This is a genomic window from Nonomuraea sp. NPDC050328, assembly GCF_044459405.1.
Lineage (GTDB): Bacteria > Actinomycetota > Actinomycetes > Streptosporangiales > Streptosporangiaceae > Nonomuraea.
Map to the genome: position 1 here is coordinate 989,397 of NZ_JBITIW010000002.1, position 14,216 is coordinate 1,003,612.

The 14,216-nt window shown below is 70.5% G+C and carries 13 protein-coding genes; 6 read left to right on the forward strand and 7 right to left on the reverse strand.

Annotation, left to right across the window (positions count from 1 at the left end):
- Positions 1-180 precede the first annotated feature (180 nt).
- From ACIBG7_RS10735 to ACIBG7_RS10745, 3 genes are all read left to right on the forward strand, one after another.
- Complete coding sequence (locus ACIBG7_RS10735) at positions 181-1,080, forward strand: hypothetical protein (RefSeq protein WP_357924615.1); 900 nt, start codon at positions 181-183, stop codon at positions 1,078-1,080.
- A 5-nt stretch (positions 1,081-1,085) separates the two neighbouring features.
- Complete coding sequence (locus ACIBG7_RS10740; protein ID WP_397335954.1) at positions 1,086-2,240, forward strand: SLC13 family permease; 1,155 nt, start codon at positions 1,086-1,088, stop codon at positions 2,238-2,240.
- A 103-nt stretch (positions 2,241-2,343) separates the two neighbouring features.
- Complete coding sequence (locus tag ACIBG7_RS10745) at positions 2,344-3,222, forward strand: PIG-L family deacetylase (protein WP_357924617.1); 879 nt, start codon at positions 2,344-2,346, stop codon at positions 3,220-3,222.
- Between the two features lie 73 nt (positions 3,223-3,295).
- On the opposite strand, the gene ACIBG7_RS10750 is transcribed toward ACIBG7_RS10745, so the two are convergent.
- The 3 genes from ACIBG7_RS10750 to ACIBG7_RS10760 are packed head-to-tail and all read right to left on the reverse strand — an operon-like array spanning position 3,296 to position 6,915.
- A complete protein-coding gene (locus ACIBG7_RS10750) occupies positions 3,296-4,069 on the reverse strand; it encodes a sporulation protein (protein ID WP_357924620.1) in 774 nt (257 codons plus the stop codon).
- Between the two features lie 9 nt (positions 4,070-4,078).
- On the reverse strand, positions 4,079-5,305 hold the full coding sequence (locus ACIBG7_RS10755; RefSeq protein WP_357924623.1) for an SPFH domain-containing protein: 1,227 nt from the start codon (positions 5,303-5,305) through the stop codon (positions 4,079-4,081).
- Complete coding sequence (locus tag ACIBG7_RS10760; protein ID WP_357924626.1) at positions 5,305-6,915, reverse strand: SPFH domain-containing protein; 1,611 nt, start codon at positions 6,913-6,915, stop codon at positions 5,305-5,307. The genes ACIBG7_RS10755 and ACIBG7_RS10760 overlap by 1 nt, the downstream gene beginning before the upstream one ends.
- 150 nt (positions 6,916-7,065) lie before the next feature.
- On the opposite strand from ACIBG7_RS10760, the gene ACIBG7_RS10765 reads away from it, so the two are divergent.
- Together ACIBG7_RS10765 and uvrB are read left to right on the forward strand one after the other, a co-directional pair.
- Positions 7,066-7,299 (forward strand): helix-turn-helix transcriptional regulator, encoded by a 234-nt coding sequence (locus ACIBG7_RS10765; protein WP_357924629.1) that lies wholly within the window; start codon positions 7,066-7,068, stop codon positions 7,297-7,299.
- Between the two features lie 72 nt (positions 7,300-7,371).
- A complete protein-coding gene (gene uvrB, locus ACIBG7_RS10770) occupies positions 7,372-9,480 on the forward strand; it encodes an excinuclease ABC subunit UvrB (protein ID WP_397335880.1) in 2,109 nt (702 codons plus the stop codon).
- Between the two features lie 389 nt (positions 9,481-9,869).
- Here uvrB and ACIBG7_RS10775 read toward each other — a convergent pair whose 3' ends face one another.
- Together ACIBG7_RS10775 and ACIBG7_RS10780 are read right to left on the reverse strand one after the other, a co-directional pair.
- A complete protein-coding gene (locus tag ACIBG7_RS10775) occupies positions 9,870-10,253 on the reverse strand; it encodes a VOC family protein (protein WP_397335881.1) in 384 nt (127 codons plus the stop codon).
- Between the two features lie 280 nt (positions 10,254-10,533).
- A complete protein-coding gene (locus ACIBG7_RS10780; protein ID WP_397335882.1) occupies positions 10,534-11,400 on the reverse strand; it encodes a serine protein kinase RIO in 867 nt (288 codons plus the stop codon).
- A gap of 279 nt (positions 11,401-11,679) precedes the next feature.
- Here ACIBG7_RS10780 and ACIBG7_RS10785 point away from each other — a divergent pair, with 279 nt between their 5' ends.
- Positions 11,680-12,234 (forward strand): hypothetical protein, encoded by a 555-nt coding sequence (locus ACIBG7_RS10785; protein ID WP_397335883.1) that lies wholly within the window; start codon positions 11,680-11,682, stop codon positions 12,232-12,234.
- Here ACIBG7_RS10785 and ACIBG7_RS10790 read toward each other — a convergent pair.
- Positions 12,207-12,824, reverse strand: a complete 618-nt coding sequence (locus ACIBG7_RS10790; RefSeq protein ID WP_357924643.1) for a hypothetical protein — start codon at positions 12,822-12,824, stop codon at positions 12,207-12,209. The two genes, ACIBG7_RS10785 and ACIBG7_RS10790, sit on opposite strands and share 28 nt — an antisense overlap.
- 249 nt (positions 12,825-13,073) lie before the next feature.
- Complete coding sequence (locus ACIBG7_RS10795) at positions 13,074-14,204, reverse strand: ScyD/ScyE family protein (protein WP_357924646.1); 1,131 nt, start codon at positions 14,202-14,204, stop codon at positions 13,074-13,076.
- Positions 14,205-14,216 lie beyond the last annotated feature (12 nt).

Here is a 14,216-nt window from a genome sequence, read left to right on the forward strand (position 1 = left end):
CCCATGGGCCCCAGCCACCCCTAGGCCGGCCATCCGGAGCCCTCACGTTGGGTCTGGGGGCCCAGAGGGAGTGTGGTGGAAGAGGTTGACGGGGGTGAAACGGCGTGGGGATCATGGGGCCTCGGTGAAAGGGTGGTAACACGCTTGAGCAAACCGGCACCCCCCAGATGGTTGAGGCGCATGACCATCGCCCAGATGCTCTGGCTGGCCCTCGGCGTGGTGCTCGTGGTGCTGATCGCGCTGATCGCCAAGGCCAACCTGCAGCACATCTACCAGGCCGAGCCGTCCTTCGTCCTCGGGCTCCTGCTCGGCGGGACCAGCGTCTGCTTCACGCGGGCGTTCAGCAGGAAGGGCGTCGACACCGCCCTGGCGATGATCCGCGAGGGCAAGACGTCGGAGATCGCCGCCGAGCTCGACGACGAGCTCGCCAAGCGGCTGCACGCCAAGGGCGTGCACTCCGACCTGGCGCTGGTCAAGCGCAACGTGGTCGCCGCGGGCCGGCGCGCGGCGGAGTTCTACGACCTGCAGTCGAAGGATCCGCGGTTCTACCTGAACGCCCCGCTGCTGCGGGTGATCCTCGACGATCTGGACGAGGCGCTGGCCAACGTGATCAGCCTGGAGCGCGCGGCCGACAGCCCGGAGGCGCAGAGCACGTACGTCCTGAGCGCGGAGATCCGCTCCGAGCTGGGTGACGTGCTGCGGGACGTCCGCGAGGCCGTGCAGCGCAGGAACGAGACGTACGAGGCGCTGGTCCTGCAGTTCGAGCGTGAGTCGATCGACGACCTGTGGGGCGCGTTCGCCGTCCTGTCGTCCGACAGCCTGAAGGCGTTGCGGGATCTGGAGGCGCTGACCGCAAAGTGCCTCGTCCACCCGCCGGACACGCGGCTGGCCGCGCTGTCGGGGTATCTGTCCGCGGCGATCAAGCGGGCGCACGAGGTGGACACCCTCATCCGGATCAAGAACCTGTCCCGGCCGCCGGCGATGGGCACCTTGATCGAGGATCTCACCAACGCCCAGGAGAAGCTCACCCGGATCGAGCTCGGCCCGCGCCGGATGATCGAAGCCAGGATCGACTCCTGAACCGCCTGGGGTGGCTCGACCGGACCGCAGCGGCGGTGCTCGCGCTCGGCGTCCTCGCCCTCCTGACCGGCTTGTTGCCGCTCGAACGGGTGGTGGAGAGCCTGGACGGGGTCGTGCCCACGCTGGTGTTCCTGGCGGCGCTGGTGGTGCTGGCCGAGCTCGCCCGGCGGGCGCAGGTCTTCGAGCTGGTCGCGGCCAGGCTGACCGTCGTGGCGCGCGGCAACTACGTCGTCCTCTTCCTGCTCTGTACGGCTTTCGCCGCGCTCACCACCGTCTTCCTCAACCTGGAGACGACCGCGGTCCTGGTCACGCCGGTGTTGCTGGCGCTCGCGGCCCGGGCCGGGATCTCGCCGTTGCCGCTGGCGATGACCACGGTCTGGCTCGCCGGCACCGCCGGGCTGCTGCTGCCGGTCTCGAACCTGACGAACCTGCTGGCCGGCGACCGGCTGCACGTGTCGGCGGGGGAGTTCGCCGCCCGGATGTGGCTGCCGGAGGCGGTGGCGGCCGGGGTGACGATGGTGTTCCTGTGGGTGTTCCACTGGCGGCTGCGGCAGCGTGGCGAGCCTCGCTACGTGCCGCCCGAGGCTGAGCGGGCCAAGGACCGGGTGCTGACCGCGGTCGCCTGGGTGGCCTGTGCCGGGTTCGCGGTGGCGGTGCTGCTGGACGTGGAGCCCTGGCTGGCCGCCTGCGGGGCGGCGGCGCTGCTGGTGGTGGCCTTCGTGGTCCGTGATCGGGCGGCGCTGGGGTGGGGGCTGCTGCCGTGGCGGTTGCCGGCGTTCGTGACCGGGCTGGTGCTGATCGTCGCCACTCTCGGTGAGTACGGCCTGGCCGGGGCGATGGCGGAGGTGACGGCTGCGGAGCCGTACCGGACGGCGGCGGTGGGAGCCGTGCTGGCGAACCTGGTCAACGCGGTCCCGGCCTACCTGGCGACGCAGACGGCGATCCCGGTGACCGAGCCCGACCTCGTGTTCGCCCTGCTGATCGGGACGAACGCCGGGGCGCTGGTGACGCCGTGGGCGTCGCTGTCGACCCTGCTGTGGCTGGAGACCTGCGCGCGCCACGGCGTGCTGGTGCCTATGACCCGGTTCGTGCTGACCGGGGCGGGCCTGGCGCTGGTGGCGGTGGCGGCGGCCACGTGGACCTTAGTGGGTACCGCCTAGTCCTTTAGCACGATATTGCGAAAAAGGGCAGAGACCTTCGGCTGATTGCCAGGAACCTTGCAGCTTCCTTACCTTTGTCCCCCGGGGGGGCGAAATGCGGGGGATGAGAAGGTTTGTGGCGTCAGCATGCCTGGGGGGCCTGGCGGCGGCGCTGTGCGTGGTGACGATCTGCCCGAGACGGCCGGACACGGCGCACGCGCTGGTGCGGCCGCCGGCGGCGGGGGAGCGGTTCGTGCAGGTGGTGGCGCATGCCGACGACGACCTGCTGTTCATGAGCCCCGATCTGTTCGGGGCCGTGGCGGGCGGCGCGCCGACGACCACGGTGTACCTGACGGCGGGGGAGTCGGCGGCCGGGATCGACGACCGCCGCGACGCGCTGGAGTACGCGCGCCAGCGTGAGGAGGGCGTGCGGGCGGCCTACGCCTACCTGGCGCGCAAGCCGAACCGGTGGCGGCGCCAGCTCCTGGAGCTGCCGGGGCTGCGCGCCTGGTGGGACGTGCTGCTGGGGCGGCCGGAGGTGGGGCTGGTCTTCGTCGGGCTGCCCGACGGGGGTGACCCACGGGCCGAGGGCGGGCGGGACGCGCTGCACCGGCTCTGGACGGACGACGCGTGCGTGCGCCCGGTGACCGGCGGGCCGTGCGTGGGCCGCCGGAAGCTGGTGGTGGCGTTGCGCGGGCTGCTCACCCGCCTGCGGCCCACGGTGCTGCGGACGCTCGACGCGGGGGCGGTCGGGCCGCACCAGGACCACCGCGACCACGTGAGCTCGGCCAAGCTGGCCATCGCCGCGGCTCGGGGGCTGGACGTGCGGGTGCGGTCGTATCGCGGCTACAGCATGACGCGGCTGCCGGCCAATCTCGACCCGCGGCTGGCCGAGGTCAAGCGGCAGGTGTTCGAGGTGTACCGCAAGCACGACTACCGCGCCGTGCCGGGCTGGCGGTCGCGGGCGTGGACCGAGCGGATGTACCACGTACAGGCCCGGTGAACGGGGAAAGGCTCCCCCCACCCGAGGGTGAGGGGAGCCTTCGCCTGCCGTACGGCCTGCCGTACAGAAGGACCTAGAACCAGCCGCGGTGCCGCGCCATGGCCTCCAGGCCGCGCTGCAGCGCCTGGTCGGCGGTGGCGGGGTCGTCGGTGTAGCGGATGGTGAAGCGGTTGTAGGAGTCCTGCCCGGAGGACAGGAAGCCGCCGCGCTTGTCGGCCTCCAGGATGACGTCCATCTGGCTGGGGCCGGCCAGGAAGGTCAGCTCCAGCTCGTTGAAGTGGCTGCGCCACTGGCCGCCGGCGTAGTACTCGATCTCCTGGAAGAACGGCATGGTCGAGCCGTACAACGTGCCGCGCTCCAGGTCGGCCTTCTTGAACCGGAAGCCGAGCCGGTCGAGCGCGCTGATCACGTACTCCTGGACCGGCAGCGGGTTGACGAACAGCGGGTCGAGGTCGCCCTTGTCCAGCGCCCCGGCCAGGGCCAGCTCGGTCTGGACGCCCAGCCGCATGCCGTGCAGCGGGTGGCCGCCGATCGCGCTGATCGGGGTCTCCCACGGCATCGGGATCTCGAACGGCTGGCTGTGCGAGGCGCCGGCGGCGAGCTGGAAGGACCCGGCCACCTGCTGGCGCAGGAAGCTGTAGGTCGACTTGTACTCGTTGTCGCCGCTCTCGACCTCGACGACGGCGGTGAGGTCGATGAAGATGCCCTCGACCTTGTAGTCGGAGCCGCCGCCGCGGAAGTTCACGACTCCGCGCAGCAGCTCGCCCGGCCGCACGCTGGTGCCGGACAGGACCGTGTCGACCTCGACGCCCGCGCCGAAGGCGGCCATCAGCTTGCGAAACACCATGGGGTTCTCCTAGTTGCCATGGACGGTGGTGCCATGGACGGCGTTGCCGTTGGCGGCCAGTTTGGGGAGGAGTTGAGCGAGGACGAGAGTGGACAACGCGGAGTCCTCGCCGCCTCCACGCGTGCGGACGACCAGCGGTTGCGGTGCGCTCTCCGCCAGTTTGGCGCCGACGTCGAGACGCCGGCGGGCCAGCTCGTACTGCAGGACGGCCCGGTTGTCGCGGTAGGACTCGGCCAGCCGGTTCAGGGCCTTGGCCTCGTTCTCGGCGGCGGTGAGCTCGGCGCGGCCACGGGCCTCGATCTCCCAGCGCACCCGCTGGGCCTCGGTCTCGTGCTCCTCGAGCATCCGCGCGACATCCTTGCGCGCCTTGTTGAGCGCGGCCTTCACCTCGACGATGCGGGCGTCGCGGGTCTTCTTGGCCCGCTCGATCTCCATCATCAGGGTGTCGATCCGGCGCTTGCGGGTGAGCTCCCACTCGCGCTCGTAGGCCGACAGCTCCTTGGCCACCTTCTCGCGGGTGGCCAGGTGCTGCTGGTACTGGTCCGGGAGCTGGACGTCCGGGATGTTGGCGCCGGTCACGCGCACCCCGTAGCGGCCGAGCTGCCGGTTGAGCGCCTCCTGCATGTCGCCGACGTCGGCGCCGCGCAGGTCGTAGGCGCGTTCGGTGCTGACCCGGCGGCCGCGCTGACGGATCGCGTCCTGCACGGCGCTGGAGAGCACCAGGTCGAAGTTGCCCGCGCCGATCGTCCGGACGAAGGCGACCGGGTCGACGATGCGGAACTTGAGGAAGAACTCGATGGACTTCAGCGGCACGTTCTCGGCCGTGGGGCAGGCCACGATCGGCGCCGAGTAGGGGATCTCGGTGGAGGTGTCGACGACGGCGTCCACCCGGTCCCACGGCAGCCACAGGTAGTGGCGGCCCGGCGGGAGCACCCCGACGATCGCGCCCCAGCGGCTGTAGACGCCGGTGGTGCCCTCCTCGATCTCGATGATCGCCCGCCGCCACATCCAGACCATCGCCACCAGCAGCAGGAACAGCCCGGCGGCGATGCCGAGCAGCTCGCGCGAGCCGGCGGCGTACAGGGCGAGGAAGACCACGGCGACCCAGGCGAAGCCGCGCCGGTCCTTGGGAATGACGACCGGGACGAGCTGGCCCTGCTCACCGCCGCGCAGCAACTGGCGGATGTCGGACCAGGAGGCCAGCGACTCCTTGATCTTGGAGAACTCGCGGCTCATCAGATCTCACCCCTCTGCGGCAGCGCGCGCTCGACGGTTCGCTCGACGTCCGGTTCCATCTCCGGCTCCGGCGCGACCGGGACGTCCGGTTCGGCCGCCGTCTTGAGCAACGAAGCGATCTCCGCTCCGCGTTCCGTGATGCGGTCCCCGATCTCGGAAAGGCGCCCGCGGATCGCGGCCATGTCCTCCGCGCTGAAGAGCACGGCGTCCTTGCCGCCGACGAGCTGGCGGGCCAGCTCCAGGAAGTCGATGTCGGTGTCGTCGCCGACCTGGACCACCTGCGGCAGCCGGCCGGCCACGCCCTCCAGCTTGTCCAGCAGGTCCTGCTGGAAGCGGTAGTCGAGGATCTCCGGCGCCTGGGCGGCGCTGAGCGCCCTGATGTCGAGCGCCTGGGCCTCCAGCAGCGCGGAGTTGGCCTTGGCGGTCGTCTCCGCCTCGACCAGGCGCTGGCGGGCCTGCGCCTTGGACTGGTTGGTCGCCCGCTCCAGCGCGGTGTCCATCCGGGCCTGGTAGCCGGCGATCTCCGCCTGGATCGCGCTGAGCTGCTCGTTCAGGCCGGCCAGCTCCCTGATCAGGTCGCCCTCGTTCTGCTCCTTGCGCAACTGGAGCTCGTACTCGTAGGTGTAGGCCTCCTTGGCCACGCGGACCATCTCGGGGGCCGCGAGGTCCATACGGTACTCCTGGCTGGAGGGCTCGGCGTGCGTGATGTTCACGTCGGTCAGCCGTACGGCAGGCAGGAACTGCTGGTTGAGCGACTCCAGCATGCCCTGGGTGCTCTCGCCAACCAGGTCGTAGATGTCCTCGGCGCGCTGGGCGTAGATCAGGCTCCTGGTCACCTCGCTGATGGCGTTCTGGAGCTTGGAGGAGAAGCCGCTGACGCTGCCCAGCACGAAGATGAACTCGGCCGGGTTCTCGATCCTGAACTGCAGGAACAGGTCGACGCTGGCCTTGACGCCCTGCTGGGTCGGCGCCTCGCGGATGGGGGCGTTGAACGGGTACTCGCGGGTGGTGTTGACGATGTAGCTGACCCGCTTCCACGGGTTGAACAGCGTCACCCGGCCCGGCTCGGCGATCTGCACCAGCTTCCCGAACTTGGTGATCAGCGCGCGGCAGCCGTCGGGGACCATGACCACGCTGCGCCGCCACCACAGGAAGACGGCGGCCAGGGCTAGGACCACCCAGTAGTGGATGCCGAAGAAGACGTCCACGAACGGCAGGACATTGCCGAGCGCGCCGACCAGCCCGAGCGCGACCAGCCCGGCGAGCGGCAGCACGAGCTTGGCCGTGCCGGCCTTCGGGATGACCACGGGCGAGATCACGTGGTTGCCGGCGGAGTCGCTGAAGCTGCGGCTGAGGACCTCGCCGGCCTCGTTCAGCGAGACGCTGCGCGCCTCGATGACGGTGCCGATCGAGACCCCGCCGTCACGGGCCGCGGCGAAGTCGCGCGGGTTGAGGGCGAAGGCCGGGCCCTGGTCTCCCGGCTGACCCATGGCCTGGCCGGCTGCCTGCTCGATGGCCTGGCCGACCGCCTGCCGTACGTCACCGCCCTGGACGACGGCTTGTGCTATGCCCTGTCCGGCTTGGCGCAGGACTTCTCTGGGTCGTGACATCACACCTCTTTTCGCTTTACGAGCGATTCCGACCGTATCTATCCAGACTTACTAAACGCTTGCAAGCCGTATAGCAGGACTGCTGCTTCTGTAGCGGGAATGCTATAAAAAGAGCATGCGTACTACGAGGAGTTTTGGCTGGTGGGGGTGGTGAGCGAGGTCGTCCACAACCGCATCGCCCTGCTCCGGGCCGAGCGGGGGATCAGCCGGCGGCGGCTGGCCGACGAGCTCGGCGTGCACTACCAGACGGTGGGGTATCTGGAGCGCGGCGAGTACAGCCCGTCGCTGCACCTCGCGTTGCGGATCGCGGCCTTCTTCGAGGTGCCGGTGGAGGTGGTCTTCTCCATCACGCCCTTCCCTCGGATCGGCGCCCGTTCCGGCTGAGCGGGCGGCGTTCCGGCTGGTCGGGGCGGGAGTCCGGCGGAATTGTCGGTGGCACCGCCTACAGTAAGCAGCATGCGACCGGTGACTGACTTGCAGCGTAAGGTGGCGCCCTTCGAGGTGGTCACCGAGATGACCCCGTCGGGCGACCAGCCCACCGCCATCGCGGAACTGGAGCGCCGGGTCAAGGCGGGCGAGAAGGACAACGTGCTGCTGGGCGCCACCGGCACCGGCAAGACCGCCACCGTCGCCTGGCTGATCGAGCGCCTCCAGCGGCCCGCGCTGGTCATGCAGCCCAACAAGACCCTGGCCGCGCAGTTCGCCAACGAGCTGCGCGAGATGCTGCCGAACAACGCGGTGGAGTATTTCGTCTCCTACTACGACTACTACCAGCCCGAGGCGTATGTCCCGCAGAGCGACACCTACATCGAGAAGGACTCCTCGATCAACGACGAGGTCGAGCGGTTGCGCCACTCGGCGACCAACTCGCTGCTGACCCGCCGTGACACCGTCGTGGTCGCGTCGGTCTCCTGCATCTACGGCCTGGGCACGCCGCAGGAATACGTCGACCGCATGGCCAGGCTCAAGGTCGGCATGGAGGTCGACCGCGACCAGCTCCTGCGCCGCCTGGTCGACATGCAGTACACGCGCAACGACCTGTCCTTCACCCGGGGCACCTTCCGGGTGCGGGGCGACACGATCGAGATCATCCCGAAGTACGAAGAGCTCGCCGTGCGCATCGAGATGTTCGGCGACGAGGTCGAGAAGCTCTCCACGATGCACCCGCTCACCGGTGAGGTGATCACCGACGACGAGGAGCTGTACATCTTCCCCGCCTCCCACTACGTGGCCGGCGAGGAGCGCATGGCGCGCGCGGTGATGGGCATCGAGGCCGAGCTCGCCGACCGGCTGGCCGAGCTGGAGAAGCAGGGCAAGCTGCTGGAGGCCCAGCGGCTGCGCATGCGCACCACCTACGACATCGAGATGATGCGCCAGATCGGCACCTGCTCCGGCATCGAGAACTACTCGCGGCACATGGACGGCCGTGAGGCCGGCAGCGCGCCCAACACTCTGCTCGACTACTTCCCCGAAGACTTCCTGCTGGTGCTCGACGAGTCCCACCAGACGGTGCCGCAGATCGGCGCGATGTACGAGGGCGACGCCTCGCGCAAGCGCACCCTCGTCGACCACGGCTTCCGGCTGCCGTCCGCGATGGACAACCGGCCGCTGAAGTGGGAGGAGTTCCTGGAGCGGATCGGCCAGACCGTCTACCTGTCGGCCACGCCGGGCTCCTACGAGCTCGGCCGGGCCAAGGGCGAGGTCGTCGAACAGGTCATCCGGCCGACCGGCCTGGTCGACCCCGAGATCGTCGTCAAGCCCACCAAGGGGCAGATCGACGACCTCGTGCACGAGATCCGGGTGCGCGCCGACCGCGACGAGCGGGTGCTGGTCACGACGCTGACCAAGAAGATGTCCGAGGACCTCACCGACTACCTCCTGGAGCTCGGCATCCGGGTGCGGTACCTGCACAGCGAGGTCGACACCCTGCGGCGGATCGAGCTCCTGCGCGAGCTGCGGGTGGGCGAGTACGACGTGCTCGTCGGCATCAACCTGCTGCGGGAGGGCCTCGACCTGCCCGAGGTGTCGCTGGTGGCGATCCTCGACGCGGACAAGGAAGGCTTCCTGCGGTCGGAGACCTCGCTCATCCAGACCATCGGCCGTGCCGCTCGAAACGTCTCCGGGCAGGTGCACATGTACGCCGACAAGGTCACGCCGTCGATGGAGCGGGCGATCGACGAGACCAACCGGCGGCGGGCCAAGCAGGTCGCCTACAACGAGGCCAACGGCATCGACCCGCAGCCGCTGCGCAAGAAGATCGCCGACATCCTCGACTCGCTCCAGCGAGAGGACGCCGACACCGAGCAGCTCATGGGCAGCGGCAGGCAGCAGTCGCGCGGCAAGGCGCCCGTTCCCGGCTTTGTCGCGAAGGCCTCGGGGCAGCACGCCAAGGCCATCGCGGGGGAACTGCCCCGGGCGCAGATGGAGTCGTTGATCGAATCGCTCACCGAGCAGATGCACCAGGCGGCGGCCGACCTCCAGTTCGAGGTCGCGGCCCGGCTGCGGGACGAGATCAAGGAACTCAAGCGCGAGCTCCGCGACATGCGCGAGGCCGGCGTCAAGTAACCCCGCTCAGCTTCAGGCTCAGCGACCCCCTCCATGCCCCCATGACCGGAGGGGGTCGCCTTGCGCTGCCTGACACGGCTCCCGGCCGCCCGAGCCGCCCCCGGCCTTGCCCTGCCCGACGAAGCACCGGTCCCGAGCGGCTGGTCCTCGAGTGGCCAGCTCCCCTGCGGCTAGCTACCGAGCGGCTGGTCTTCGGGTGGGCGGCTCCTTGCGGTGGAGCGACCGGTCCCGCCGCCCTCGGGTCACCCGGATCCCCTGCGGACCCGCCACTCAGGGCGGCGGTGACCGAGCCACCCGGGTTGGCCGGCGAGGTGGGTGGGCTGGCTGGTGCGGGGCCAGAGCTGGGCCAGGCTGGGCCAGAGCTGGGCTGGGCCGGGTGGGTGGGTGGGTCAGCCGCCCATGGCGTTGCGGTGGGCTTCGCTGATCTGGATGAGCTGGACGTAGTTGCCGTCCGGGTCGATGGCGGTGGCGAAGAGGCTGCCGTCGCGGTCGTCGAGTTCGGCGAGCCAGGTGACCCCAAGGCCGTTCATCCGCTCGACCACGGCGCGGGCGTCGTCCACGTCGAAGTTGAGGATGATCCGACCGGGCTCGGGGCTCTTGTCGGAGATATCGGTCCGGGTGTCGATCATCAGGTAGACGCTGCCGAACCGGAGCACCCCGTAGTTCTCCACGTCGGCGTTCTCGTCGGGCTGCAGGGCGGCGACGTACCACTGGCGCAGGCGCTGCGGGTCGGTGCTGGACAGGAGCAGGCTGTTGAGCTGCGGGGCGGCCATGGTTTCTCCCTGAGGTCTTCGGGTGCGGTTTCGGTGTGTTCAGGGAGGGACGACTCTCGGGCTCCCGGAAAGTCATCGGTGGGGGAGCCGAGACTTTCCGGGAGCACGCCGAGGGGCTACCCCGGCCACTCGGCCGCCCCGGCCCCACCCGACCACTCAGGCCGCCCGGCCGCCCGGGCCACCCGCACCTCCCGGCACTCTGGGCCACCCGGGCCACCCGGCCACCCGAGCTACTCGGCCACGCGGTGCAGGTGACCGCTGTTGGGTGGCGGGGTGGGGGTCAGGGGAGGCGGGCCTCGCGGCGTAGCAGGGTGGCGAGGGTGTCGGGGTCGGCGGCGGTGACGCCCTTGGAGGCGAACCACGTGGCCACGTTGCGCGCGTCCCGGTCGAGGAAGTCCGGCCCGGTGGGGTGCGAGATGACGTCCACGATCTGCGGCAGGTCGATGATGACCAGCCGGCCGTCCCGCACGAGCAGGTTGTACGCCGACAGGTCGCCGTGCGCCAGGCCCTCGTGCGCCAGCCGTACCATCGCCTCGACCAGTTGCTCCCACAACGACTCCAGCCCCTCGGAGACGTTCGCCAACCGTGGGGCGGCGAAGCCGTCAGAGGTGCCGATGAACTCCTGCAGGATCTCGGTGCCCACGATCTGCACCGGGTACGGCACCGGCAGCCCGAGCTCCCACAGCCGGCACAGCGCGGAGAACTCGGCCTGCGCCCACTGCGAGGCGATCAGGCGCATGCCGAAGGAGGTGCGCTTGGCCATGGCGCGGTTCATCCGGCTCTCCTTGACCGCGCGCCCCTCCAGGTAGCCCGCGTCGCGGTGGAAGAGCCGGTGCTCGGAGTCGCGGTACCGCTTGGCGGCCAGGAGACAGGCCCGGTCGGTGTCGGGCACGGCCCGCGACAGCAGGTGGACGTCGGCTTCCTTGCCGGTCTTGAGGATGCCGAGCTCGGTGTCGACGGCGGCCAACTCGGTCACGAGCCAGACGGGGTGCGGCTTGGGGCCGCGCTCGGTCGGCGTGCTCTGGTCCCAGGTGGACCAGCGGTCACCGGAGGGCGGCAGGTCGGGGTCGGGCTCGGGGTTGGCGGCCAGCCACTCGAGGTCGTCGGCGTCGAGGCCACGGATGCGGGTCTTGCTGTGCTTCGGCACGGGTGGGTGTCTCCTGCGAAGAAGTGGTACTCCACCGGCGCGAAGGCGTCAGGTCAGCGGCCGCCCGGTGGGAGGGATCTGGAGCGTGAAAGGCACGCGGACAGGCGTCATCACGGTCATCTCCTCCCTTCGTGCCGTCGGCGGCGGACAGTGAGCACGAGTATGGGGGGCTGATATTCGGTTGTGCAACCGAATATCGTCGGGCGGGTGCGGAGGTGTGCGGAGTGCGGGGGATTCGAGCCGGCCGGTGCGCCGGGGTGTGCGCGTTGCGCTGCCCTGGTGGATGCGCTGGTGGAGGAGGGCTGGACCCCGTTCGCGGCCGAGTTCGGCCTCGGGAGCGGCAGCGGCCTGGCCACAGGGGCGCAGGCCGGGAGGAAACCGGCCGAGCAGCAGGCAGGTAGACAGGAGGCGGCCGAGCGGGAACTGGCTGAGATGGTGGTGCATGAGCCGGACCGGCATCCGTGGCGGGTGGTGGATGCCGCCTACGACCGGCTGAGGTGCCCCGAGTGCGGTGGGCGGTTGAGCCGGGGCCCGGTGGGGTGCGGCGCGTGCGATGTGGCGAACGGGTTCCGGTTCTCGGCGATCGAGATCGACCGGCCGGGCGTCGTGCCGGGCAACGAGCACGCGATCCGCGTCAACGTAGCGGTGGTCCGCCGCCCGCACTGGGTGTCGGAGCACGAGCTGATCGCCCGGCGGCTGCTGCTGCCGGTGCTGCTCGACGGCCACCTGCCGACCACCGAGCAGGCGCAGGCCGCGCGGGCGGTGCTGCGCCGGGGCGGCGGCGAGCGGGAGTACGCCGAGCTGGTCTACCGGGACTGGGCCGGCGGGTCGTGACGCTCCTGCATGGCGCGCTGGTAGAGCTCGTCGATCTCGTCGAGCGGGTCGGGCGCGCGGCGGCGTGACTCGATCTCCAGGTCGGCCCGGGCCCTGAGCTCCTCGACGCCTTCGGAGGCGTGGTGCACCTGGGCGCCGAACAGGTCGGCGCGGATGCGGGCGCAGGTCGCGGTCAGCTTGGCCTGGTGCTCGCGCAGCCGCTCCAGCGTGACGTGGTCGACGTAGGGGGAGACGCGCCGCTGCTGGGCGTACATGCCGAGCTGGGTGTCCTGGATGTCGGCCTGCTTGGTCAGCTCGGCCAGCAGGTGCGGCAGCTCGCCGAGGCCCCAGCCCTGCGCCTGGGCGGTCTCGACCGCCTGGCGGGTGAGGCCGACCTCGCGGCGCAGGTCGATGCGGAGCCGCTCGACCTCGGCGGCCTCGCCGGTGCCCATCGCGTTGTAGTGGGTGGTCAGCCGGGTGGCCGTCTCGCGCGCCTTGACGGCGGCCTTGCGGCCCAGCTTGACCATGAAATAGAGGCCGACGCCCGCGACCAGCAGCACGAAAGCGACGATCACCAGCAGCACGACCAAGATCTCGCTGATCGTGGACACCTCCCATCGGGAACCCGTGCTTCGAGCATAGTCGCCCGCCGCACAAGTGCCGCGCCCATGAAACCAGGCACTCCAAGGAAGGCCCGGGCATGAGTTGGCCCGGCAGTGTGCACCGCCACTGCCGGGCCGGGGTGTGCGAGAGCGGGGGCGGGGGCCTCCATGCGCCTCGCACACGTCTTCACCGCGGGTCCGTCGCCCGCTTCACCTCGGGCACGTCTCCCGTTTCGCCTCGGGTACGGTCACCCGCTCCTACTCGGGTACGGTCACCCGCACGACCTCGCCCTTGCCGGGCACGAAGGTCTTGTTGGTCACGTAGAGCGCCCCGTCCGGCCCGACCGCCAGCCCGAGCGGCATGGTGAGCGTGCCCGGCTTGAGCAGCTCGGTCCGGGTGCCGTCGGCCTCGATCCGGTAGAGGGAGCTCTTGGTCATGTGGTCGGCCGGGATCGGCCCGACCGAGCCGAGGACGATCAGCCGCCCCTGCGCGTCGAAGGCGACGTCGGCGACGGTGGTGAAGCCCTTGACCGCGGTGACCGGCTTGGCCGTACCGGCGAGCTTGAAGACGCGGGCCATGCCGTCGGGGTTGGGGAAGCCGTTGTGCTCGGCGACGTAGTAGGCGCCGTCGGGCCCGGCGGCGATGCCCATGGGCACCGACTGCATCGGCACCTTGCTGCCCTTGGGCATCTTGAGGTTGGCGGGGGCGGGCACCATGCGGGCGTGGAAGACCGCGCGGGTGGTGACCTTGCCGGTCGGTGAGACCTCCAGCACGTCGTTGGCGCCGACGTCGGTGACGAGGGCTCCGCCGTCGGCGGTGGGGACCACCGCGTACGGGTAGGAGTCGACCACGCTGCCCTTGTCCTTCTTGTCAGGGTTGTGGGCGATCTCGTGCTTGAGCAGGTCGGCCAGGACCGACACCTTGCCGTCCTTGATCCGCAGCAGGGTGGCCAGGCGCTTGCCCTGCGGGCCGAGGCCCTTGCGCAGCTTGCCGTCGCCGCCCATGCCGACCGCGACCAGCAGGCTGCCGTCGGCCGCGACGGCGACGTCGTGCGGGCCGGTGCCCGAGCCCTGCGAGCCGGCCGAGGGCAGGCCGTCGGTCACGACGCTCTTCTTGCCGCCCGCCAGCTTGCTGATCCGGCCGGTCAGGCCGAGGCAGATCTTCTCCGCCTTGCCGCCGTCGACCCCGGGGACGGTGGTGCACTTGAGCTTGCCGCCGCTGCCGGACTCGGCGATGTACAGCGCGCCGTCCGGCCCGAAGGCCAGGCCGCGCGGGTTGTCCAGCTTCTTGGCCACGACGGTGACCGCCCCCTGGTCGGCCTGGGCCGGAGCCGTCACGACGGCCAGCCCGAGCAGGGCGACCCCGCCCACCCCGATGATCCGCTTCATGGGGCACAACGG

What these genes read in the sequence shown, in the direction of transcription:
- uvrB (WP_397335880.1), top strand. Translation starts at nt 7,372, where the DNA reads ATGCGACCGGTGACTGACTTGCAGCGTAAGGTGGCGCCCTTCGAGGTG.
- ACIBG7_RS10735 (WP_357924615.1), top strand. Translation starts at nt 181, where the DNA reads ATGACCATCGCCCAGATGCTCTGGCTGGCCCTCGGCGTGGTGCTCGTG.
- ACIBG7_RS10755 (WP_357924623.1), bottom strand. Translation starts at nt 5,305, where the DNA reads ATGAGCCGCGAGTTCTCCAAGATCAAGGAGTCGCTGGCCTCCTGGTCC.
- ACIBG7_RS10775 (WP_397335881.1), bottom strand. Translation starts at nt 10,253, where the DNA reads ATGGCCGCCCCGCAGCTCAACAGCCTGCTCCTGTCCAGCACCGACCCG.
- ACIBG7_RS10750 (WP_357924620.1), bottom strand. Translation starts at nt 4,069, where the DNA reads ATGGTGTTTCGCAAGCTGATGGCCGCCTTCGGCGCGGGCGTCGAGGTC.
- ACIBG7_RS10760 (WP_357924626.1), bottom strand. Translation starts at nt 6,915, where the DNA reads ATGTCACGACCCAGAGAAGTCCTGCGCCAAGCCGGACAGGGCATAGCA.
- ACIBG7_RS10745 (WP_357924617.1), top strand. Translation starts at nt 2,344, where the DNA reads ATGAGAAGGTTTGTGGCGTCAGCATGCCTGGGGGGCCTGGCGGCGGCG.
- ACIBG7_RS10795 (WP_357924646.1), bottom strand. Translation starts at nt 14,204, where the DNA reads ATGAAGCGGATCATCGGGGTGGGCGGGGTCGCCCTGCTCGGGCTGGCC.